Raw genomic sequence first — 24,371 nt, 5'->3', positions numbered from 1 at the left:
TAAACAGATGAGAGTTACAGTTGTAAGAAGTCCTTAAATTGCTGCACCACGTGTTCTGCGGTCTCTTTGTCAGCCATTTCGGCAAAGATACGCAGCAATGGTTCGGTTCCCGAGAATCTTGCGATGATCCAGCCACCGTTTTTGAAGTAGACTTTTGCACCATCTTCGTAGCTGACTTTTTCAATTTCAAACTCAAAGTCAGGGAGTTGCTTCTCAACGTAAATGCGGTTGTGCAGGATCTCTTTCTGCGCAGGCTTGAACTTGCAGTCACCTTCCGCCATGTAAGCGTAACCGTATTTGGCGTAGATTTCGTCCAGTAGCTCAGAAAGCTTTTTACCCGTGACTGAAATCATTTCCACCAATAGGCTTGAGGCAAATACGCCATCTTTACCTTTAATGTGGCCACGAATGGTTAAACCGCCCGAGCTTTCACCGCCGATTAACGAGTCATCTGCTTCCATCTGCGAACTGATATGCTTAAAGCCTACTGGTACTTCAAAGCACTTCTCACCGTGGTCCTCTGCAATCTTGTCCAACAGGTGGGTAGTAGCAATGTTGCGCACTACAGAGCCAGACCAGCCTTTGTACTCGAGTAAGTAGTAGTACAACAGGATCAGCACTTCATTGGGATGGATAAAGTGACCTTTTTCGTCGATGATACCGAGTCGGTCCGCGTCACCATCGGTACCGATACCAATGTCGTAACCTTGTTCTGAGACGAGGTGCATCAAACGGTAAAGTGTCGCAGCGCTAGGTGACGGCATTAGGCCACCAAAATCTGGGTTTTTACCATCGTTGATCACGTCCACATCACAACGACCGTTGATCAACACTGTTTGCAGAGCATTCTTCGCCACACCAAACATCGGGTCGATCAACACGCGCAAGTTGGCCTTTTTGATCGCTTCGATGTCGATAAAGTTAATGATGGAATCCACGAACTCGTTCATTGGATTGATTACTTCAATTAACTTGTCTTCTACCGCTTGTTCGAAGTCGACGCTTTGAACTTTCTCAGCACTCAATACCGCAATTTGTGCTTCAATTTTTTGTGTGATCACTTCGTCTGCATCACGGCCACCTTCGATGAAGATTTTGACGCCGTTATAATCAGCAGGGTTGTGGGAAGCGGTAATACACGCCGAATAAGCGCAGCCCATCTCTTTTGCCTTGAACATCACAATCGGTGTTGGGACAAACTTGTCGATAAAGCTGACGGATACGCCGTTTGCTGCGAGTACTTCGGCAAACCAACGCCCGGCTTTATCAGATAAAAAGCGGCGGTCATAACCGATGACAAAGCCGTTTTTTGCAACATTTTCAGCGTTGATGATGTTGGCTACTGCTTGAGCGACAAGGCGCACGTTATCTTTGGTAAATTCCTCACCAATAAATGCGCGCCAACCGCCTGTTCCGAATTTGATCATATTGATAATCCTTAATTCATAGCAGGAGCCTCACGAGGAGGCTCCGCGCTTAATTAGCCAAGCACAACGACAACGTCGTTAACACTGCCTTCTGCTTGTACAGGCACCGCGCCAGATACTGCTTCACCGTTGATAGTGATAGATTTCACGCCTTTGCTGACGGAATTCGGGTTCTCTACCTTGATGTTATAAGTCGCGCCAAGCCATTGACGAGTCACTTCAAAGCCAGGCCAGTTAGTCGGAATACATGGGTCGATTGTCAGGCCGTCGAAACCAGTACGAACACCCAAGATAAAGTTCGTCACCGCAAAGTAAGCCCAACCTGATGTACCGGTTAACCATGGGTGGTTTGCACGACCGTGGTCTTGATGGTCACGACCCATGATGAACTGCACGTATGAGTACGGTTCTGCGATACGTTTCTCGATAATGTCGTTTTGGTTGTATGGGTTAAGTGCGTCGTAGAACTTCATCGCACGGTCACCGCGACCCAGTTTCGCTTCCGCTACCCATGCCCAAGGGTTTGGATGAGAGAAGATTGCACCGTTCTCTTTTACGCCTTGGTACACGCGAGTCACGAACCCGATATCGTCATTTGGTGTTGCAAACGACGGGGAGTTGAGGTGTAGGCCGTACTCAGAGAACAGGTTCTCATCAACAGCGTCCATCGCTTTCTCACCACGCTCTTGAGATACCGCGCCAGAAAGAACTGCCAGCGTGTTTGACTCAAGGTGTACACGACCTTCTTTTTGTTGCGCGGTACCGATCTTGTCACCATCTTTGGTTAGACCACGGATGTACCAACCGCCTTCGTCATCCCACAAATGAGTTTCACACGCTTCGCGAACATTTGCCGCCATCTCGGTGTATTTCTCAACGTCAGCGTCTTTACCTAGGTATTTTGCTAGGTCGATGAACTCTTGCAGCGCCCAGAAGTGCAGGAAAGATACCATTGATGATTCGCCACCACCTAGGTTTAGACAGTCGTTCCAGTCTGCGCGCAGACCTTTACAGATACCGGTTTTACCCACGTATTCTGCCGAGAAGTCTAGTGCGGCTTTCATGTGGTCATACACCGTTGCGTCGCCACCATCAGCGTATGGGATCACTTCGTTGAAGAAGCTGTGCTCACCCGTTTCCATCACGTACTTACAGATCGTTGGCACTAACCACAAGTGGTCATCAGAACAGGTATCTTCGATGCCGTGGATCTTGTCTTCATCAGAAGGCGTAGGAACAACGGTTGGAGATTTAGATGGTTTAACGTCAGCTTTTTCTGGGTCGAACCAATCTGGATCGAATAGGTGTAGACCGTAACCCGCTTTCACTTGGCCGCGCAGTAGGTCAACAATGCGCTTACGCGTCATCGCTGGGTTTGCATGTGGTACTGAAATCGCGTCCTGTGCGGTATCACGGTAACCAAGACCGGTACGCCCGCCGACTTCGATGAAGGATGCAAAACGAGACCAAACAACACACGTTTCCGCTTGGTATAGTGTCCAAGCGTTGATCATAGTATCCAGCCCTTCGTTTGGCGATTTCACTTGGAACTTGCCACAACGCTCATCCCAGTGTGCTTTGATGCCAGCAAACGCGTTATCTACTTCTGCCAGGTTTTGGTACTTCGCACGTAGACGCTCGCCATTGCCTTTGCCGATACCTAGGATGTAAGCGAAACGAACTTCTTCACCCGGTTGAATAGTAAATTGCTTGTGCAGTGAGCCACAGTGGTTGTAACACGTTTGTGCGGTGTTGAAACACTTACCTTGTTCTACTGCCAGAGGATTCGCTTCGTCACGGTATAGGCCTAGGAAGCTGTCGCGTTGGCCATCGTATGAGTCTGGGTCGAATGTGGACGCTAGGTAGTAGAAGCCCTCGAAGTCGTTGGTGTTGTAGTACAAGTCGTATTCAATCACACCATCTTTGTAAGCAGTGCCTGCCGAGTACAAAGACATTTGGTGGTTTTGGTTGTCTGACTGGATGTGGCTGAACGAGAACTCAACGAATGAGAACGCACTGATAGTACGTGGTTTGTCTGAGGTGTTTTTGATCACCACATCCCAAATCTCAGCATCTTCGCCTTTTGGTACGAAGAGCGTTTTCGTCGCGGTGATACCGCTGTATTCACACTTGAATTTAGAGTAAGACAAGCCGTGACGAACTTCGTAGTTCGCTTCGTCTAGGCTTTTCGCTACCGGTTGCCATGAGATTGACCAGTAGTCACCCGTCTCGTCATCGCGCAGGTAAACATAATGTCCCGGGCGGTCAAAGGTCGCGTTTGGTCGGAACTTAGTAACACGGTTATATTCAGGAGAATTGTAGAATGAGTATCCCCCTGCGTTGTGGGAGATAACAGTACAAAATTTTTCTGTGCCTAAGTAATTAGTCCATGGCGCAGGAACGTCTGGGCGAGTGATGACGTATTCACGATTGTCGTTATCGAAATAGCCGTATTTCATGTTAATTTCCTTTTTACCAAGCTACCACATTGGTAGCCAAAATTTTTAAGCTAGTGAAAACTTTAATAAGTTGCTCATTGGCCACGTGTTATTTCCAAGGTTGTCTGTATTGAATGTTCTGCTTGTCGAGGAATGGCAAGTGTCCTTTCAATCGAGACAAATAATCTTCCCAGTTACGGTGCGTTTTTTCGGTCCAGCATGCTTCTGCCATCGCAGTTAAGCGTGGAAAAATCATGTAATCCATACGTTGTTGAGTAATGACGATTTCACTCCATAAAGCACACTGAATACCGAGAATACGTTTACGGATCGGGTCACTGTCTGGGATTTCCGCTAAAGGCTCATATTGGTAAGCGCTCTCCAATGGGATCACGGCAGCCCAATCGACCCCGGGTTCTTCTGGCGCGTAGTCTTGGGTCATATCGAGGTAGGTCGATTGGCCTGGTTGAAGAATGACGTCAAAGCCCTGTTTGGCGCAGTTCAACGCGGCTTCTTCACTCAACCATGAATAGATCACCGTATCTTTGCTGACTTTGTTACCATGCTGAGCTTCTTCCCAGCCGACCATACGTTTGCCAAGCGAGCGAAGTTTTTGTTCCGCGTAGCGAAGCAAGTGACCTTGCAGCTCTTTTGCCGTTTGGTAACCGTGCTGCGCCATTAGTTGTTGACAAGCTGGGCTTTCAATCCAAACGCCGTCAGGCACTTCATCTGCACCGATATGTATCCATTTGGACGGAAACAGTTCGGCCACTTCTTCCAGCACTTTATCGAGGAACTCATACGTACCCGGAAGTGCAGGTGAAAGAATATTGTCGTTGTAGTGCTGAATACTGCGGTATCGCGAGGCGTCTTGTGGGTCTTGCAGCAGTTCAGGTAGCGACTTAATCGCCGCGCGGCAGTGACCAGGAATATCAATTTCAGGAATGATGGTAATGCCGCGCTCTTCAGCAAAGGCGATCACTTCTCTGACTTGCTCTTGCGAATAAAAACCACCATAAACACTGTTGAGATGGCTATATTGAGGCTCTAATGGTGTTCCGCTACCACGGTACGCCCCAATATCGGTGAGCTGCGGAAAGGTTTTAATTTCTAAACGCCAACCTTCGTCATCGGTGAGATGCCAGTGGAAGGTATTGAACTTGTAATGTGCCAACTGGTTGATGAGGCGTTTGACTCGTTCAACCGGGTGAAAATGGCGTGCGCAGTCGAGCATCATGCCACGATACTTAAATCGAGGACTGTCACTGATTTTTACGTACGGGACTTGCAACTCTGAGCTGTCGGAGCACTTGATCAATTGCAATAGTGTCGCGCTGGCGTGGACAAAACCAACGCTTGACGCTGACTCTAGACGTATTCCCGAACTGGAAACGCTAAGCTGATACTCGCCTTCATCCAATGTTGGGTTATTGCGAAATAGAATGTCGCTCTGTCCGATCGCTTTGCTGGTAAAGCCAAACAATCGATTTAGTTCTTGTTGTAGCCAAGTTGCGGCTTTTTCTGCTAAGGCAGCTTGTAACGTGATTTGGCTAGATGGAGATAACGTGAAAAATCCTTCACGCTGCTCAAGCTTATTTGGCATTGGGATCAGTGGCAAAGTGCTTGCTTCGACAGCCGGAAGTTCACTGCGCTCTCGATACGGTGACGCCAAGGCAATTGGTGTTAATGTGATCGGGCTGGTTATCGCTTTACCTTCTGCGAGGATAAGGGCGTCTTTTAGACCGTCGGTATAAAAACGCAGTGGCGCATTACCAATACTGAATTCGCAGTAATAGTGCTGGTTAGCACTCAACAAATTGCTACTTGGAGTGACCATACAAAAACTACCAATTTGCTTGATGTGGCCATTGGTGAAGCTGTCTGGTTGGATATAACGGTCAGTAATAAACTGCAGTTGCCAATCGTTGAGGTCCTGATCGGTTAAATTATGCACGGTTAAGCCAAAGCGACAGTAGTGCTTGTGCTCTGATAAGACGGCGAGTTCGACACGAAAGCTCATCATTCAACCCTCAATATAGATTGTGCGCTGGTTTGCCGGCAAACATCAGTGCACCTTCGATAGCATCGAATTGAGGTGTCACAACCCAACTTTGCACTGGGGGCGAAAGCCACGCTTTGATGCGTTCTGCGATACTACCCATTAAGCAGATACGCGTAGCGCCTTTACGGTTGAGTGCCACAAGAAACATTTCTACGTCAGCTGCAGTTTGTTTAAGCATCGCGATGGCCAAGCTGTCGCCTTGCTCTGCATGTTTAAAAATGGCTGGCGAAAATTGTCCGTAGTCACGGGGTAGAGCGGTTTTTGACCATTCAACGATTTGGTCGACGTCGTTATCAAAATGTGCCATCACGTGCTCGGCGAGTGCGGTCTTTTCACCGATACCATCTTCTGCCAATAACACTTGCTGGATTAGGCGTAGCCCCATGACAGCGCCGCCACCTTGGTCAGAGATTGGAAACTCGCGTCCACCCACGATATGTTGCTCACTGCCTTGCAGGTAGATCCCGCAAGAGCCCGTTCCGGCGATCATAATCGCGCCATCGTCACCGTTGTGAGCGCCGACGCAAGCACCGTATGCATCGGTATTTAACACGATAGAAGCAAATGGGTGAGAGAGCGCCATAAACTTCTGCCATGATGACTTGTGCTCCGCGCCAGCAAGCGCCAAACCAACGTGCATTTTGGCAAACTGCTTCTCAGATAAGCCTCCTTGCTGGGCCGCTTGAGTGATGGAATCTAGGATCGACTCCATCGCGATCTCGGCGCCGAGCATAATATTCGCACTGCCGCTTTTCGCTTCACCGATAAAATTGCCTTGCTCGTCACGAATGCGAGCACGGCAAGAAGTGCCACCACCGTCAATGCCAACATAATAAAGCGTCATGTTAGTAATCCTTGTGCTCGTTAAAGTGATTAAATTGCGTGACGATGGCTAACAAATACCAAGCGCCGTGAGGGATCCATTGTTCACCCCAGCGCCAATTTTGTAGCATGTCGTCTTTTTGTCCCGCAGGGTTGAATGCGATGTCTTGTTCGTCTTCAAAGCCTGCCGTAATACCGTTACAAATCCCGCCTTTGGCGTTAAAGAAACCAAGCTGGGGGAGGTAATCTGGGTTGTTATAACCGTGACCATCGAGCATGCACATGTGGTAGGGGTTTAAACCCAGTATCCAGTTGAGTGCGTTTTGCGAGTACGACAGTAGTTGCTGTTGTAGCTGTTGGTTTTTGATATATGGAAGGGCGATGAACGCCATAGATGCTAAAGAACCTAAGCGTGCGTTTTCACCTTGCCACCAGTAACCCGTTTCGTTGTCTTGTGCGACAAAAAACGCATCACGCTTGGCGCTATTCACCCCTTTTACGTATTGGCGCGGATAACCAAACGGATTGTCTACCGCTTGCGTAATCTCTAGTTCGAAACTGACGGCTTGTTCAATCGTGCTTAAAGTTGCCGCCGACAGTGAGACGTCCGTTTCGATGTCTAAGTACGCACACAGAGCGATCACGGGCAGACCTGCTTCGGCCGCGTGATAATAAGGTCGCGATCCGTCCAGATTTGCTGCCCAGAAATGAGCAAATTGTTCGTCATTTTGCTGACGATATTGAAGTTTGTCTGCCCAGTAACGACTCTCGTCAAGGTAATCGGGATTTTGGGTCGTTTTAAACAGTTCAACACTGGCGAGTAATGCGCAGTATTCGTCGATGATGTTCTCTTCACCATCGTTAAGATATTGAAGGTTGAACTCGCGTAAATGCCAGTAACCTTTTTCGGCGGCTTGCAAATACTGCTCTTGAGAGTAGTCGCCGCATTCATCCTGACGCGCAGCCGCTGCCAACGCCGCTATTGAAGCTCCACCGCCTTGTCTGAAACCTGCTTGGAAGTCGTCGGTCTTATGACCTTCCTGAGTAGCGAACACACAGATTTCGCGTTGTTTGATGTCTTTCGACCATTTATCAAACACCGTGATGTAAAAGAACCCTTGTTCGTTCTGCATGCGAACTAAAAAATCTGCGCCGTATAGCGCTTCTTCGGCTAAACGGACTTTGGTGTTCAGTGGAACTTGTTCGTTGTTAGCGGTTATTTCTAGACTACGGAGCATGTTCCATACAACCATCGGTGTTTGCTGAGGGTTGAGGTAGTTTGAATAAGATAAGTGACTGAGGTATTTGCTCACATCACCGGAGGCGTCATACCAGCCACCGTGAACATCTGCGGTTGTGTTGGTTCCCAGCAAAGGAACATTGTGGTCTTGTTTATCGAAACGGCCGCCACAGCGTTGCGATTTGAAGTAGTGTAAAACGTCGGACAAAGTATGCTTGAGCAACAAACCTTGCTCAATTTTAAATGGTTCTGAACGTAGATTATCTACGCGCAGATAGAATTGGCCGATTTGGCTAAATTCAGAGAAATCAATGCGAAAAAAATTCCCTTGGTGCCAGTTTGCAACCTTAGTGCCAGAATCAATACTAAAGTTAGCAACAGTTTGATGGCTGTCGGCACATACCAATAGCGCAGTGGTTGAAGAAAGGCGTGGCTTGCTAGTCATCAATACAGCCTGTTTTGGCCCAAGGGATTCATAACCAAGATGGTTAGTAAGTAGCAGCATCAAATACTCCGAAAATCTGGTAACTATTGTGCAGTTGGAGCCAAGAGCGTAGGCCCTTGGCTCGTTTATTATTAGTTTTCGTATAAGTAACAACGAACAAAGTGGTTGTCGGATAGTTGAGTGACTTCAGGTAGCTTCTCGCGACATTTATCCGTTGCGTGCCCACATCGACCTGCAAATGGACAGCCTAGTGACTCCGGCGTCCAGAGAGGGATCTCCCCTTTGTTGCCTTTGAGTTTTTCGTGGATTGATTTACTCGGATCCGGTACCGCTGAAACCAATAATTGCGTGTACGGGTGTTGAGGATCGTGAATGATCTCTTCGGTATCACCCCATTCCACCATGTGACCAACGTACATAACCGCAAGATCTTCAGCGATGTAGCGCGCGGTTGCGATATCGTGAGTGATGTAAAGTAGAGACATTTCTTTCTCAAACTTCATTTCTTCCATCAGGTTCAAAACACCAGCACGAATCGAAACGTCTAGCATCGACGTCGGTTCGTCTGCCAGCACCACTTCTGCGCCGACAGCAATGTTTCTTGCTAGGTTAACGCGTTGACGCTGACCACCAGAAAGCTGGTGAGGGAATTTCTGTGCCGTCTCTTTTGGTGGGATCAGACCTACTTGTTCCAATAGGTCATACACGCGCTCTTCCAGCTCTTTCTTATTGCCCGGCGATACTTTTCTGTGAATCAAAAGTGGACGAGCGATGTGGTGGAAGATGTTGTGCGTTGGGTTCAGTGAGCCAAACGGGTCTTGCCAAACCATCTGCACACCTTCGCGGTATGCCATCAGGTCAGAGCGTGATTTGATCGTCTCAATGTCGCGTCCTTTGTACTCGATAACTCCATCGGTAGGTGCGTACATTTTGGCGATCATTTTGGCTGTCGTTGATTTACCTGAACCAGATTCACCGACCACTGAAAGTCCGCGGCTTTTGTACATTTTGAATGATACGTCGTTGATTGCGCGCATCATTGGTTGGTTTAAGGCGTTACTGTTGATAGGGAAGTCCTTAACTAGGTTCTTGCCTTCAACCAGTAGTTGGCCAAAATCTTTACTCATAATTGTCTCCAGTAATCCTTAATTCTTTTCTCGCGTTATCGCTAGAGCTTGCTCTGAGCAATTGGCTCACCGTAAAGGTGACAGTTTGAGAAACGATTTGGCTCAATTTGTCTAAGCTGAGTGGGTACTCGAGTACACGCTTCATGCACGCGGTCACAGCGAGCTTGGAAGCGGCAACCTTGTGGAATTTCCAGTAGGTTAAGTGGGTTGCCCGGAATACCCGTTAGCTTGGTTTTTGGACCAGTTAAAGGAGGGAAAGAGCTACCCAAGCCTTTGGTGTAAGGATGGTAAGGACTTTCCAATATCTGTTTTGACGGCGCAACTTCGATCAACTCGCCGGAGTACATGATGCCGATTCGGTCAGAGAACTCGACCATCAAAGAGATATCGTGAGTAATGAATAAGATAGAGAAGCCAAACTCTTCTTTTAGCGCGTAGATCTTTTGCAAGATCTCACGTTGTACCACTACGTCAAGTGCGGTAGTTGGCTCATCCATAATGATCATTTTTGGATTTAACGCTAGAGCAATCGCGATGACCAAGCGCTGACGCATACCACCAGAGAACTGGTGAGGGTAGTCGGTCAAGCGGCTAGGGTGGATATCTACTATTTCCAATAGACCTTCTGCACGTTTACGCGCTTGCTCACGGGTCATATTGGTGTGACGCATAATCACGTCACAGAATTGCTCTTCCATTGTTAGTACAGGGTTCAGAGCGTTCATTGCACTCTGGAACACCATCGACATTTCGCTCCAACGAAATGACTGCATGCGTTCGTCGCTGTACTGAAGGATATCTTCACCGTTGAAGATAACCTCGCCACCAGTAATGAATGCAGGCGGCTTGTGTAGACGCATTAGCGAGAAGGCAACGGTTGATTTACCACAACCAGATTCGCCCGCCAGACCAAACACTTCGCCTGGTGCGATGTCAAAGCTAACGTTGTTACAAGCGCGAACATCGCCGGAGTCTGTAATGTAATCTACGCAAAGGTTGCGGATAGAGATGAGTGGTTCAGTCATGATTATTTTTCTCCGCTCCAAAGTGCATTTTGAGGTGGTAGTTCTGGTTCACGCTCTTTTTTGTTGCTCGCTGCTAGCTTTTTCCAGCGCTTCATACCTTTGTGAGAACGAAGCTGAGGGTTAGCAATTTCATCGACTGCGAAGTTAAGTAGTGCCAGACCGGTTACTAGGATGGTCAGGGCCACACATGGCGCGATGACTTCCCACCAAGCGCCGATTAGCATCGCTGATGAAGTTTGCACGTTGTAAAGCATGATGCCCCAGCTAATCGTACTTGGGTCACCCAGACCTAGGAACGAGATGATGGATTCCATACCGATGGCGTACATCACCGAACCGATGAAGCTCGCACCTACGATAGGGATAAGGTTTGGCAGAATCTCAACGAAAATGATGCGGAATGAAGATTCGCCTAGTACTTCTGCTGCTTTCACAAACTCTTTCTCTCTTAGAGCCAGAGTCTGGGAACGTATAACCCTCGCCCCCCAAGCCCAGGAGGTACAGCCGATAATGATTGCAATGGTTAGTGGCCCTGCCTCACCGATAAAGGCTGCTAATACAAACAGTAACGGATACTGAGGAATAACCAGCATGATGTTCATAGCGGCTGTGAGGATGTCGTCCACTCGTCCGCCAAAGTAACCCGCTGAGATACCGATAACCGTTGCTAGGAAACACACAGTAACACCTGCACCGAAGCCTACACCGAGTGAAATACGCGCACCGTAAGCTAGTTGTGACCAGATATCACGCCCCATGCGGCTGGTACCTAATACGTGGTCTGCTTTCTTGGACAGCAGCATAGTTCGGCGGTCCGTCGCTAAGTTTTCTGCAACCCAACCATCAGGATTCGCTTGTGCAGATTTCACAACAAAACTTGGGTACTCGTGAGGATTACCGGTGCGTTTGTCTGGTGCGTGTTTAGTGAGTAACGGAGCCGCTACAGCGACGAATATGAATAGCGTTACAATCGCTAAACCTGTACGCGCGTACGCGTTACCTAGTATCAGTTTGAATAAGTCTTTCATAATTATTTACCTCCCTTGCGAAGGCGAGGGTCAAGTACCACGTAAAGCATGTCGGCAATCAAGTTAAAAGACAGCATGAATAGCGTCATGATGATCAACTGACCTTGAAGTACTTGGTAGTCACGTGCGTGAATTGCGTTTAGTAGCACAGTACCAAGACCAGGGTAGTTAAAGATGATCTCGATGATTAGCTGACCACCAATAGCCATACCCAAAGACATAGAAAGTGCGGTGACACTTGGTAGCAGTGCGTTACGTGCAGCGTAGTTAAAGACCACGCGGTTTTCGCTTAAGCCTTTGCCTTTCGCCATAGTGATGTAGTCTTCTGCTAGCAGGTTGATCATGTTGTTACGCATGTTCACCAAGAAGCCACCCACTTGGATAATTGATGCACAGAATAGAGGTAGAACAGCGTGGTACGCGAGGTCTTTATAGAACGCCCAGCTTGTCCAATCTGGCAGTGTACCTGCGGTATACGCGTAGCCAGTTGGGAACCACTTCAAGCCGATAGCAAAAACGAATAGGGTCATCATTGCAATAACAACTTGAGGAACAGCTTGGATGATAAGCATGCCCGGAGTGATGAAAGCATCGTATTTACTGCCGCGCTTCCAAGCCGCGAAGATACCTAGAACAGAACCTAGCGAGAACGAAAGGATGACTGCGCTGCCCGCTAGGAATAGAGACCAACCAAAAGCTCCTCCTAGTAATGAATTCACAGATAGCGGGTAGAACTGAATCGAAGTCCCTAATTCCCAGCTAAGAATGTTCTTCATGTAGGCAATGTATTGAACAAACAAACCGCCATCGACAAAGCCAAGTAGCTCTTTCATTGCGGCGATACGCTCCGGTGTTACCTGTACCGAAGCGTTAGCGAACATCATGGTTACCGGATCGCCCGGCATCGCACGAGGAATAATGAAGTTTAACGTCGCAGCAACTAATAACGCGACAAAGTAAAACGACAAACGTCTTAAAAAATAACCCATAACTCACACCTTACTGACCCAGATTTTCCCTGTTTCTGGTTTCAGGTCGCTCCTAGCGAACTTATAAAAATTTAGAGCGAACAATCCCCTGACGACTGGCGCCATACTTTAAACATATAAAGCGGGGACTATGCGGCGTACCGAAAGTACGCCGCGAAGATAGAACGATTACTTAACTGGTTTTAGGTCCAGTACGTGAAGTAGACGCTCTGGGATACCAGCCCAAATGTTTGGACGGCCTTTTGGATTTTCTTCGTTCCACCAACCAGTGAAGCGAGTTGTATTGTACTGGTACATGTACGCGCCAGACATTACAGGAATCGTTACTTGGTCAGATGCAATGATGTTCTGAATACCGTGAGCGATTGCTAGCTGCTCATTCTTATCAGCTGTTTTGTAGAAGCTGTTTAGAAGACCATCTAGTTTGTCGTTCTTGTAGAAGTGCATTGCGAAACGAGGCATACCTTCACCAGATTGTAGCGCTGAGTTGTAAGCACTGTTCCAGTAAGTGTATGGATCCGCACCGTGGAAGTAGTTTGTGTAAGCTACATCGTAAGTGCCTTCAAGCATTGCTTGGTTGTACACAGAGAAGTCAGGAGTACGTGCTTTCGCTTTGATACCTACTTCTGCTAGTTGTTCAACAGCTAGCTGTACTGTGTTGTTGAAGTCAGTCCAACCGTTTGGAGATTGGATTAACAGTTCAAAAGACTTGCCAGATGGAGTGTCTACGAAACCATCTTTGTTTACGTCTTTGAAGCCCGCTTTCTTAAGCAGTTCTTTCGCGCCATCAACGTTGTACGTGTTGAAACCTTTGTACTTGTTGTGAGTCTTTTCGTCAGACCATGCTTCGAATGCGTAGCCAAGGCCAGATGCGAAGTCGTTCACTGTACCACCACCGTAGAACGCGATGTCGATGATAGTTTGACGGTCAAGAGCCATAGAGAACGCACGACGGAAATCTACGTTAGTTAGCGCTTCATTCTTCGCAGGATCTGGGTTCTTGAAGTTAACTACGAACGCCTGAGTACCTGATGGCGGGTACCAGTACTGGTGGTTAGGACTTGCAGCTGCGTAAGTACGGTCGATGTCTGGGATGAACGATGAAGTCCAGTCCATTTCGCCGTTAACTACTTTACCTAGGAATTGGTCGTTGTTCGCGATTTGAGGTACGCGTAGACAGTCAACGTCTAGGTTGTCTGCATCCCAGTAGTTCGGGTTAGCACACTGGATGTAAAGCTGAGGAGTGAAAGTATCGATCTCAGTGAATGGGCCAGAGCCTACAGGGTTTTCGTTAGTGAAAGTTGCAGGATCTTTGATGTCTTTCCAGATGTGCTCTGGTACAACAGGAACCTTAGCAATTTCGTAAGGAACGTTAGAGTTCGCTTCTTTCAGGCTAAACTTAACTTGGTAATCGTTAACTTTTTCTACGCCTGCAACCCAAGAGTTGATGCCGCTTTGGTCTAGCTCTGGTTTTTCCTTAACTAGGTTGAACGAGAATACTACGTCGTTCGCATCGAACGTTTGACCGTCAGACCATTTTACGCCTTTACGAATATCGAAAGTTACGCTCATTAGGTCGTCAGACATTGTGTAGTTTTCAGCTAAACGGAATACAGGGGTGTTACCGTGCATTTCGTTGAAAACAACAAGAGGTTCGTATAGGAAGTCTGTTGTTGTGTGTAAGTTCGTTGCACCTAGGTACGGGTTAAAGTTACGTACAAAAGTGGTGAACTCTTTCGGGTGGATAGTTAGTTCACTGCGTTCAGCTGCTGTCGCTACTGAAGCAAATCCAGTAGTCGCTGTAGCAATAATTGCTGTTGCTAGTGCTGTTTTTTTAATGTTGGCAAGCATAGCTGTTCCTTACTATTTGCTTTCATTTCACTTACGGAATGGAATGTCATCAATTGATAAACACTCTCTAAGACCTACCTCTAACTTCGAGCTTCTGTTCGGAGGAGAACGTTGGCTCTAAGAGTGGCCTGTAGGCCTTAGGCACAGTAAGAAAACACCTTAACGTCAATTTTCGCAATCGGTATTCCCGTTAAAAACGTTAAAACTTCATTGTCTCTCGTTAATAACGTCAATCAACCTATTTTAGAACAAAATTTGTTCGATTTTTTATGGGTGATCTATCTCGCATATGCTCAGAGGTTGGACTGGTTATGTAAGTGTTTACTAACTCTGTTGGTCAATAAAAATAATAGCTTTGCTGTTTTGCTAGTACAACTGAGATCTTAATCACTTCTAAGCTAAGGTGTTAATTTATGCGGCTAAATAAAATCTGCCGAATTGTTGTGACTGGCTTCGCAATATCGATTATTGTCGCGTAAAAAGTACGGTGATAGGCCTTTTACAGAGGAAAGTAGCCAAGATTCTGTCAGCAATTACAAGGCGTTTTTAACCTTCTTTTATGAAGCGTAAAAAGAGAAAGTTAACGTGCTGCTTATACATGTAGGAATAAAAAAAGCCCAACATAAGTTGGGCTTAATCTAGTGGATGTAAGCAGGTTAACTGGTAAGTAAATGCTGCAGTTTATTTTTGAGTGCTTCGATGTGTGTACGCTCAGGACTTTGTTCATTACAGTGTTCTAAAATGTACTCCAGCGAGCTTAGTACCGTTCTCCAGCGTGGGGTTTTAGGTAGCGTCTCTACGCGTAGATACTTGTCTAACGTTCTCGTTTGTAGGGTGCTTCTGTCGAGATAGACACGCCACAACCCACTTTGTTCTGCAAAAGTAAACTTGCTTTGTCCGGTTACTCGTTCCCAGTAGTCAAGCGCACTTGTCATCGCATCAACTAAGATTTCACGCATGACTTCTTGCTTGCTCTTACTGTCTGACGACACCTTGTCCGCCAAACGAGTGAACTCACCACCAAGCTCTTTCAATTCCTGAAGCTTAGCTTTGTCACCATCGAACGCATAGCTTGAAAGTGCCTCAATTGCTCTCTCTAGATTGTTGATGCGCCCCGCGTTAATACTGCCGCCAACGTTAAAGATATACATTGAACGCAGTCCAGAGCCTTCAGGTAGCTTGAGGATATCCGCAGATATGTGTTGGCGTACATCTTCGACATAGACGTCAATCGTGCCGCAGTAGTGCTCTTGCTCGACTTGAATAAACTTAGGCGCAATCAACTCTTCTGCTGATGAACGTTTCAGTTGCTCCGTTGAACGTCTGAACAGTTTTGATGCAGCGTCGTTGGCAAAGCGGATTTTATTGTCCTCTCTGGTACAGATAATGGCTTCTGGGGCGGTTTCTAGCTGCTCAAGTAGTCGCCCTTGAGTTTCTAGCAAGCTCGCTTCGACTAACGCACGCTCTTTGAGCTCCAATTGCAGTTGCTGGTTTTCGATACGACGCAACTCGGCTTTACTTGCGGTTAAGTGTGCGCGGATTCGGGCTGCGAGTTCTTGTTTGTTAAACGGCTTTGACAGGTAGTCGTTCGCCCCAGCGTTAAACCCTCTTACTCGATCATTGGCCTGATTCAATGCTGTTAACATAATGATTGGTAGTTCCGCGTGGTCATATTCTTCACGCAGCTTTTCACACACTTGGTAACCACTCATGCCCGGCATCATGATGTCGAGTAGCATCAATTCTGGTTTTTCTGCTTCAACGTTTTCCAGCGCTTCCAGTCCGTCTTTTGCGGTACGAACACGGTAGCCTTCTAAACGCAAGAAGCTGTCGAGAACTCTGACGTTGACAGGTTCATCGTCAACGATCAGTAGCAAAGGTCCTTCAGGGTTTTCTGGCAGATTAGTCGGCTCTACCAGTTCAGATTCGCCACTATCTGGTGCTTGGAAGTGTGGCGTTTCGTAGTGCGTGGCGTGCGCGATTTGCTCATCGGTGGCAATCGGCAGCGTAAAGCTAAATGTCGTCCCGACCATTGGCTGACTGCTGACGTAGAGAGAACCTTTCATCAGCTCGATCAATTGTCGACTGATCGATAGACCCAGTCCGGCACCTTGGCGGTAGCGGCTGGCATCATTCCCTGCCTGAATCAAAGGCTCAAAAATATGATCAAGCTGATCAGCAGGAATACCCTGACCGGTATCGACGACTTGGACGCGAATTTGTTGGTCGATAACGGTAGCAGAAATGACAATTTTCCCTTCGCTGGTGTATTTAATCGCGTTGCCAATCAAGTTATACAGCACTTGCTCCAGTCGTTGAGGATCGGCGCTCACCCAAACCGGTTCTGTAGGCACTTGGTTAATGATGCGCAGCGGCTTATTGCCCAGTAAGTGCGAAGAGAGCTCGAGCACCAAACGTGTTGCGCCAGAGAGATCGACCGCACTGGTTTCAATATCTAGGTTGCCGTAACGCATTTTGTGGTAATCGAGCAGATCGTCAACCAAGGTAGCGAGTCGCTGGCCGCTACTAATTATGATGTCCAACTGGTACTTGTGATCTGCGGTAATCGGGCCGTTTGCTCCCGAAATTAGAGCCTCAGCAATACCCACCATACCGTGTAATGGGGTACGTAATTCGTGAGAGGTTGTCGCGAGGAACTCATCTTTTAGTTTGTTCGCCAGTTGCAACTCATCGTTCTGTTTCTGGATCAGATGAAGATTGCTTTCGAGCTCTTCGTTCTGGTGTTTGATAAGCTGAATTTTCTCGCGAATAGAACGCTGCATGCGCTCAAAGCTGACCGCAAGCCGACCAATTTCGTCTTTGCGCTCGGTATTGATCATGCTCGCTTCCATGTCGCCAGCAGAGACTTTCTCTGCCGCCCAGGTCAGTTTTAGTAGGGGGGAGGTAATAAAGTTAGAAAGATAGTGCGACGCCATCACGACTAAGAAAATGGCGATCAACATCGCGACGATAAAGATCTTCTCGAGCTGATGGACTCGGGCAAATGCGACTTTCTCTGGAACTTCAACCACCAAAGACCAGTCGATACCACTGACGGAAACCGGGGTGTAGGCGGCAATCACTTCTTCACCTTCGGTATTGGTGTAGGTGCCGACATTCGTTAAGCCGTTTAGACCGTAATCAACTACTTCAATACTGCGGTCAATATCTTCTTGCTGGAACGCCAGAGTACGCGAGTAATGGTCTTTACCTACCAGTAACGTTCTGGTGTAGGCGTTGCCACGAAGGTCAGCAATCAGTTTGGTGATGCCATTATTAGGTAGACGGAACATGGCGTAGCTGTGCAAGTAACCTTGCTGGATGATTGGCGCGCCAAGCCAAGCGACCGATTTACCTTGTTCTACTGTAAAGTCAGAGATTACGACAGGAGTGAAATCTTCGTTGGTTTTACGCTTTTCATTCACTAGGTTTCTTAGTTTTTTAAACGTTTTGCCGAGGTTGCCGTCTGTGTATTTACCCGTTAGCAGGTTGGTGCCGTAGTTGTCGTATTTATAGATTGAGTAGGTAACGTTGCCATCGCGGTCGACCAAAAGAATGTCGTCAAAATCAGAACGTTTCAGCAGCTCTAGATATGCCCAATGGTAACGTTTGTGCAGTAAGCGATACCTTTCCGTACCGTTGTAGTTACTGGATTGCGGCAGGATAGAAGTTTTGATCTGGTCGCCCGAACCTTGGATATAACGCTTTTGTGCGTATTCTCGCGCTTGTTCAATATCGAGTCCTAAGTTGCTAAACGCGTTGACTAGGCCATAAAAGCGCCCGCCACTGGCGTAAGCCAACTCAGAACGGACAAAACCCATCACTTCTGACTCTTTTGCGTTGAGGTAATCGATGATTTGCTGCTTCTTGCTATCGCGAACCGAGACTAAGTGAGAGGTGCTTTGTTCTTGCAGGTCGGTGGTATGTGAGTGCAAAAAGAATAACGCGATGATCGTCAAAGGCGTGATACTGACGACAAGAAACGCCAGCATCAACGTATTTTGCAGACGCTTAAATCTTTGTTTTCTGTACAACTTAAACATGTTCTGACTAGGCTTTCCGTGAGAATACAGCTCTGTCGCGTTCGAGCAGTTAAAGCTAGAAAGGTGATTTTTACAGAGCGAGAATAAAAACGTTAATTTTAGAAATGACAAAATTAACGAGTTTTTTTACTTTGACAAGTAAGTTGCTGGGAAAGCGTGGTGAGAGGCGCAAATTTACCACATGAAGTGCAAAATAAGCCCAGTTATTGCAGCATAACTGGGCGAAATGACTATTTCTTAGCGTGATAAATAGCGAATTTATTGGTCTTATTTAGTGTCTCGCAATTACCATACGCTTTTTCAATAATTGGTGGATATTTCAAGAAGCTATTTGCTACGATGAGCAGTTCGCCCTGTGCATTTTGTTGTTTAGGGGCGTCAGCGAGCAGCGTTTCTGTCGCGCTGTAACTGGTGTCTAACCCCGCGTGAAACGGTGGATTGCTGATAATAAAACGGTAATCTTTACTGGTATCAGAATACACATCAGAAGCAAACACCTTACCCGAGAGCCCATTTGCCGCCAGTGTGGCTTTACTTGAAGCGACCGCTAACGCGCTGATGTCGCACATTTCGAGTTCAATTTCAGGGTAAAGGCTCGCCATGACGGAACCGATCACTCCGGCACCGCAACCGAAGTCGAGGACTTTGCCCGAAAGTGTAGGCAGGGTATCGAGGAGCAATTTACTACCGATATCAAACTGACCATGACTAAACACACCCGGCAGGCTCATGATAGTGAGTTGGTGTTCTTGATAGCTGACCGGATACTGCTTAAACCATTCGTCAATCTGGAACGGTTTAACCGGCTCCAAACATTTACCCCAATAAAATGAACAACGGCGTGCGGAATCAAACTTATTGATGGGACCGTATTGCTTGAACATTTTCTCGATACTTTTGACCCCCGAGCGGTTTTCACCTACCACGACAATCTCGGTATCGACGCCGAGTTTTGCCATCAGCATCGCCAATAAATACTCAGCTTCAGCTTTGGCTTTCGGCCAGTAGAGTAGAACCATATCTGCTTGAGTAGACTGGTCAAATTCGGCTCCAAATACCGCTTTGACTTGCCCAAATGGTGCAAGTTGACGGTAGTAGCCGTAGTTAGTGGTAAATACGGTTACTGATTCGCAGTGTTTCACCAGTTCGACAGGGAAGAGGTCTTCCGATTCGCCAGCGACAAGCACATGTTTACCTTCAAAGTAAGCAAGTTGTCTTTCGGCGATTTGGCTAGGAGCGATATAAGCAGACATGTTGGACTCGATCAGAAAAAAGACGGGGGATTTTCGCATAATCCCCCGCATTCTTGAAGCTATTCGCGTTAGTTCTGATCTTGGCGATCTAAGAAGTCTTGGAACTCTTCTTCATATAGATTGAAGAGAACCATGGTGATGGCGAAGATTAGTGGACCGTAGATTAAGCCCATCAAGCCAAATAAGTGCAGACCACCCAGTAGCGAGAAGAAGATCATCAATGTGTTCATCCCTGCGCTGCCTTGCATTAGAAGCGGTCGCAGTAGGTTGTCGATTGAGCCGACGACTGCCACACTCCAAACGGTTAGGAAGATCGCCCAAGTGGTGTCACCGGTTAGGAATAGATAAGCCGCAGCCGGAATCCAGATCAGCGCGGTACCGACCACGGGAATAAACGACGCAAAGCCCATCATGGTTCCCCAAAACAGCCCTGGGAATCCCGCTAGCCACATACCGATACCACCGGCAAAGCCTTGGGCAATCGCGGTAAGAAAAGATCCCATCACAGCAGACTTAGACACTTGTTCGATCTCATCGAGTAACTTGTCTTCTTGGCTGCGCGAGAGCGGCAGGATATGACGAATGGCAGTGATGATTTTTTCGCGGTCCCTAAGCAAGAAAAACAACACAAACAACATCAGGAAAAACGCCATCAGGAATGAAGTCGCATCACCTAATATCTGTGCGCTAAAACCGACCAAGTTTGAACCAAACGAAGTGGCAAATTTAGCTATGCGCTGGGCGATTTCCTGAGGTGTGACTGAGTCGAAAGGTAAGTAGGTGTTAACTATCGACAAGCCTTTGACGACCCAAGGGTGCTCAAAAATGGTTTGGATGCCGCCGTGGGTAACCCACTGATAGACATTCTGCGAAAAGGTTGAGCCTTGTTGAACGATTGCCGCAAAGACAAACAGCAAAGGTACGACGATGATAAAAGTCAGTACCACACACGACACCAGAGCGGCGATGTTTTTGTGCGTTGGAATGCGTTGTTCAATCCAGTCATGGATCGGAAACATCAGCAAAGAAATAATGAACGCCATGACTATCGAGTTGACATAAGGCTCAACAAGTAAATAACAGGTATAAGCTGACGCGAGTAGCGCGATCACCAAAACCCAATGGCTGGAAGTGATTTTAATTTTATCTGACACGTTTTTGTCCAATTATTCGACGTTGTTTAAGTATAATGGCTCTAAAGCGTGGGTTCTTCAACGCAAAAAATCTAATGTTATCAAAGAAGAGTTAAATGGATGGGATGTTGTAATAATGAGAAAGGGTGCTCGACAAAGGGCAAGCCTAAGCGTTCAATTCCTTGGTTCACTTTAATTGTGATAGGACTGGTGGTGTTAGTTGCGCTGAACTGGCAATAACCCGGTTCCTATGAAAGATAAAAAAGGCTGCGAGTGCAGCCTTTTTAGTTGTTTTTACAATTAAGCTTCTGCCGCTAACATCGCAAAACAACGTTCAGCCGCTTCAAGAGTGGCGTCAATTTCTTTGCTGCCGTGAGCAAGACAAGTAAAGCTTGCTTCAAAAGCAGATGGCGCTAGGTATACGCCGTGATCCAGCATGAGGTGGAAGAAACGCTTAAAGCGCTCGATATCACACTTAGTCACGTCTTCGTAGCAAGTAACGCTTTCTTGGTCGGTAAAGAAGAAACCAAACATACCGCCGACTTGGTTAACCACAAGTGGGATACCGTGACGGTCAGCCAGCTCTTTGAAACCATCCGCAAGTTGCTTGGTTTTGCTTGCGAGACGTTTTTCATTGCCTTCTTCTTTTAGAAGGTTCAGACACGCGTAGCCCGCTGCCATCGCGACTGGGTTGCCTGATAGAGTACCCGCTTGGTAAACCGGGCCTGTTGGGGCGATGTATTGCATCACTTCTTTACGACCACCAAAAGCACCCACTGGCATACCGCCACCGATCACTTTACCTAGCGTCGTTAGGTCAGGTTTGATGTTGTAGTAACCTTGTGCGCCACCTAGTGCAACGCGGAAGCCTGTCATTACTTCATCAAAAATCAGTAGTGCGCCTTCTTCATCACAGATTTGGCGTAGGCCTTCGTGGAAACCTTCTACTGGTGGAATACAGTTCATGTTGCCCGCGACAGGTTCAACGATGATACAAGCAATCTCGCCTTTGTTTGCTGCAAACAGTTCACGAACAGAATCAAGGTCGTTAAAGGTTGCAGTTAGCGTGTATTTAGCAAAATCCGCTGGTACACCAGGAGAGCTTGGTTGACCAAGAGTCAGAGCACCAGAACCAGCTTTGACTAGTAGGCTGTCTGCGTGACCGTGGTAACAACCTTCGAATTTCATGATCTTATCGCGACCTGTGTAACCACGAGCAAGGCGAATTGCACTCATGGTTGCTTCTGTGCCCGAGCTCACCATGCGGATTTGCTCCATTGAAGGAACCAGCTCAGACACGAGCTCCGCCATTTTGATTTCCATCTCAGTAGGTGCACCAAAGCTTAAACCGCGTTGTGCAGCGTCGATGACGGCTTCGCGGATTACGGCATGGTTGTGGCCAAGAATCATTGGACCCCAAGAACCAACGTAATCAATGTAAGCTTTACCATCAGCATCGAAAATTAATGGACCATCTGCGCGTTCAATAAATACAGGTGCACCACCAACGCCGTTGAAAGCACGTACTGGAGAGTTCACGCCACCAGGAATGGTTTTCTGTGCCTTCTCGTAAAGTTCTGCTGATTTGGTCATTGATATATCCTCTTTTGATTGCTCGGACCAATTTGGCAGGCATTGTACCTGCCCAATCCAGTACAATAAAATGCTTCGTGCCTCATAATGGGCAGTTTTACCCCAAGAAATGGGGCAATAAGCAAAAAAAAGCCCTCATTAGTGGTGAATACTTGAACGCTTCACTCAGGTATTAGATAATCCGGTTATTATATAAAGATGATTTGTCCATCGCTGCGCGAGGCGATTGGATTTACACGAGTGAGAGAGGTCATCGTGAGCGAAGTAAATATCCCACTAACATTTTCGGATGCGGCCGCACAACGAGTAGGCGCTCTGATTGCTGAAGAAGAAAACCCAAACTTAAAGCTACGCGTATACATTACCGGTGGTGGTTGTAGTGGTTTTCAGTACGGCTTCACGTTTGATGAAAACGTAAACGAAGGTGACACGACGATTGTAAACAGCGGTGTAACTTTAGTTGTTGACCCAATGAGTTTGCAGTACCTAGTTGGTGGTCAAGTTGATTACACAGAGGGGCTAGAGGGTTCTCGCTTCTTCGTTAACAACCCGAACGCGACGACAACCTGTGGTTGTGGTGCATCATTTAGCGTCTAATCTCTGATAAGTTATTCACAAGGCTGCATTTTTGCAGCCTTTGTTTTATTTACTGCTAAATTTCGTGAAACTGAGATCTAGCTAAGAATCCAAGCCTTTACTGTTTTCATTTTAGATAGTTAATTCGTATCATGAATTAATATTCGATATGGATTGCTGTGTTTTATGAATTAATCCTCCTATCATTGCTCAACGCAAAGGATTGTTATGGCTAGCTTCTCATTTACGCGATTTTTCGCTGAACGACCTTATACTGTATCGTTGTTCATTGTTTTATTACTCTCTGCTTGGTTGGGACTTGGGTCATTACGAGCCGATGACGCAGCACCTCAGAGTTCATCGCAAGACATCCCTCTGGCGCGAGTCTCCTATCAAACATTTACCGCACAAAATACCTATAAGGCGATCGAATTGTACGGTCGAACCGCGCCGGACAGACAAGCAACTTTAGGTGCAGAAATCGCCGGTAAAATCATTGCCCTCAAGGTGGACAAAGGTCAGTCGGTCAAGCAAGGACAAGTGATTGCGCAAATTGATAAAGGTGACCTTGAAATTCAATTAGAGCGCGCGCGTTCATTGCTCAAAGTTCGTGAAAAAGAGTTTAAAGCGGCTCAATCGTTAAAGAATAAAGGTCTGCAAGGTGAAGTTGCATTCAGTAATGCGGAAGCTTCTTTAGTGGAAGCTCGCGCACAAGTTACAAATGCTAGGATCGCATTGAGAAATACCAATGTCACTGCGCCTTTTAGCGGTATTGTCGACAATCTATTTATCGAAACGGGGGATTTCGTCGGTGTCGGCGACCCAGTCGCGACGATTATTGATTTAACCAACTTAGTGATTGAAGCCGATGTTAGTGAGCGTCACATTCAGGACTTGTCATTAGATCAACCTGCAACGGTGAAGTTTATCTCTGGCGAAACAGTCGAGGGTACAGTGAGTTATATTTCACGGGTATCTTCACCTGCGACCAACACCTTCCCGATTGAGATCCTATTACCCAATCCGCAACAGTTGATTTCAGCGGGGATCAGCACCGAGGTTGATTTAAACCTCAAACAACAACCAGCGATAAAACTCACCCCGGCGATGCTTGCGCTGGATGAGGCCGGCAATTTGGGTGTCAAAACTCTAAAGGACCAAAAGGTAAAGTTTGTTCCAATTCAAATCGTCAAAGCAGAGCAGGACGGTGTTTGGCTGACAGGTCTGGGGGATGTCGTCGACATTATTACCACTGGTCAGGGTTTTGTGCGTGATGGCGATGAAGTAATTGCCGTTAAGCAAGAATTGTAAGCGGGGGC

Annotated in this window: 16 protein-coding genes; 2 read left to right on the top strand and 14 right to left on the bottom strand. The window is 47.1% G+C overall.

What is annotated here, in order from left to right; all coding sequences use genetic code 11:
• Positions 1-14: 14 nt before the first annotated feature.
• The 14 genes from HCZ42_RS01940 to hemL all read right to left on the bottom strand — a co-directional run bounded on the left by HCZ42_RS01940 (position 15) and on the right by hemL (position 22,476).
• Positions 15-1,427, bottom strand: coding sequence for a phosphoglucomutase/phosphomannomutase family protein (locus HCZ42_RS01940; protein WP_167419102.1), 1,413 nt, complete (start codon positions 1,425-1,427; stop codon positions 15-17).
• Positions 1,428-1,480: 53 nt separating this feature from the next.
• A complete protein-coding gene (locus HCZ42_RS01935) occupies positions 1,481-3,886 on the bottom strand; it encodes a GH36-type glycosyl hydrolase domain-containing protein (RefSeq protein ID WP_167419101.1) in 2,406 nt (801 codons plus the stop codon).
• Positions 3,887-3,974: 88 nt separating this feature from the next.
• Positions 3,975-5,885, bottom strand: coding sequence for a beta-N-acetylhexosaminidase (locus HCZ42_RS01930; protein ID WP_167419224.1), 1,911 nt, complete (start codon positions 5,883-5,885; stop codon positions 3,975-3,977).
• A 10-nt stretch (positions 5,886-5,895) separates the two neighbouring features.
• Positions 5,896-6,771: an N-acetylglucosamine kinase gene (locus tag HCZ42_RS01925; protein WP_167419100.1), complete on the bottom strand. Its 876-nt coding sequence runs from the start codon at positions 6,769-6,771 to the stop codon at positions 5,896-5,898.
• 1 nt (position 6,772) lies between these two features.
• A complete protein-coding gene (locus HCZ42_RS01920; RefSeq protein WP_167419099.1) occupies positions 6,773-8,494 on the bottom strand; it encodes a glycoside hydrolase family 9 protein in 1,722 nt (573 codons plus the stop codon).
• Between the two features lie 71 nt (positions 8,495-8,565).
• Positions 8,566-9,561 carry an ABC transporter ATP-binding protein gene (locus tag HCZ42_RS01915; RefSeq protein ID WP_167419098.1) on the bottom strand — a complete coding sequence of 332 codons (996 nt, stop codon included), beginning with the start codon at positions 9,559-9,561 and terminating at the stop codon, positions 8,566-8,568.
• A gap of 41 nt (positions 9,562-9,602) precedes the next feature.
• Positions 9,603-10,586, bottom strand: coding sequence for an ABC transporter ATP-binding protein (locus tag HCZ42_RS01910; protein WP_167419097.1), 984 nt, complete (start codon positions 10,584-10,586; stop codon positions 9,603-9,605).
• Positions 10,587-10,588: 2 nt separating this feature from the next.
• Positions 10,589-11,614, bottom strand: coding sequence for an ABC transporter permease (locus tag HCZ42_RS01905; protein WP_167419096.1), 1,026 nt, complete (start codon positions 11,612-11,614; stop codon positions 10,589-10,591).
• A gap of 2 nt (positions 11,615-11,616) precedes the next feature.
• On the bottom strand, positions 11,617-12,603 hold the full coding sequence (locus tag HCZ42_RS01900; protein ID WP_167419095.1) for an ABC transporter permease: 987 nt from the start codon (positions 12,601-12,603) through the stop codon (positions 11,617-11,619).
• Positions 12,604-12,771: 168 nt separating this feature from the next.
• Positions 12,772-14,454, bottom strand: a complete 1,683-nt coding sequence (locus HCZ42_RS01895; protein WP_167419094.1) for an ABC transporter substrate-binding protein — start codon at positions 14,452-14,454, stop codon at positions 12,772-12,774.
• A 656-nt stretch (positions 14,455-15,110) separates the two neighbouring features.
• On the bottom strand, positions 15,111-18,497 hold the full coding sequence (locus HCZ42_RS01890; RefSeq protein ID WP_167419093.1) for a response regulator: 3,387 nt from the start codon (positions 18,495-18,497) through the stop codon (positions 15,111-15,113).
• Between the two features lie 230 nt (positions 18,498-18,727).
• Positions 18,728-19,750: a 16S rRNA (guanine(1207)-N(2))-methyltransferase RsmC gene (gene rsmC / locus HCZ42_RS01885; protein WP_167419092.1), complete on the bottom strand. Its 1,023-nt coding sequence runs from the start codon at positions 19,748-19,750 to the stop codon at positions 18,728-18,730.
• 68 nt (positions 19,751-19,818) lie between these two features.
• Complete coding sequence (locus HCZ42_RS01880; protein WP_167419091.1) at positions 19,819-20,904, bottom strand: AI-2E family transporter; 1,086 nt, start codon at positions 20,902-20,904, stop codon at positions 19,819-19,821.
• Between the two features lie 279 nt (positions 20,905-21,183).
• On the bottom strand, positions 21,184-22,476 hold the full coding sequence (hemL, locus tag HCZ42_RS01875; RefSeq protein ID WP_167419090.1) for a glutamate-1-semialdehyde 2,1-aminomutase: 1,293 nt from the start codon (positions 22,474-22,476) through the stop codon (positions 21,184-21,186).
• Positions 22,477-22,731: 255 nt separating this feature from the next.
• Between hemL and erpA the strand changes: the two genes are divergently transcribed.
• A complete protein-coding gene (gene erpA / locus HCZ42_RS01870; RefSeq protein ID WP_006878298.1) occupies positions 22,732-23,073 on the top strand; it encodes an iron-sulfur cluster insertion protein ErpA in 342 nt (113 codons plus the stop codon).
• A gap of 207 nt (positions 23,074-23,280) precedes the next feature.
• Positions 23,281-24,363 (top strand): efflux RND transporter periplasmic adaptor subunit, encoded by a 1,083-nt coding sequence (locus HCZ42_RS01865; RefSeq protein WP_167419089.1) that lies wholly within the window; start codon positions 23,281-23,283, stop codon positions 24,361-24,363.
• The last annotated feature ends 8 nt before the right edge of the window (positions 24,364-24,371 follow it).

The organism is Vibrio hepatarius, assembly GCF_011806575.1.
GTDB lineage: Bacteria > Pseudomonadota > Gammaproteobacteria > Enterobacterales > Vibrionaceae > Vibrio > Vibrio hepatarius_A.
Note: the sequence above shows the minus strand (reverse complement) of the source record. Positions and strands in the feature narration are given on the sequence as shown.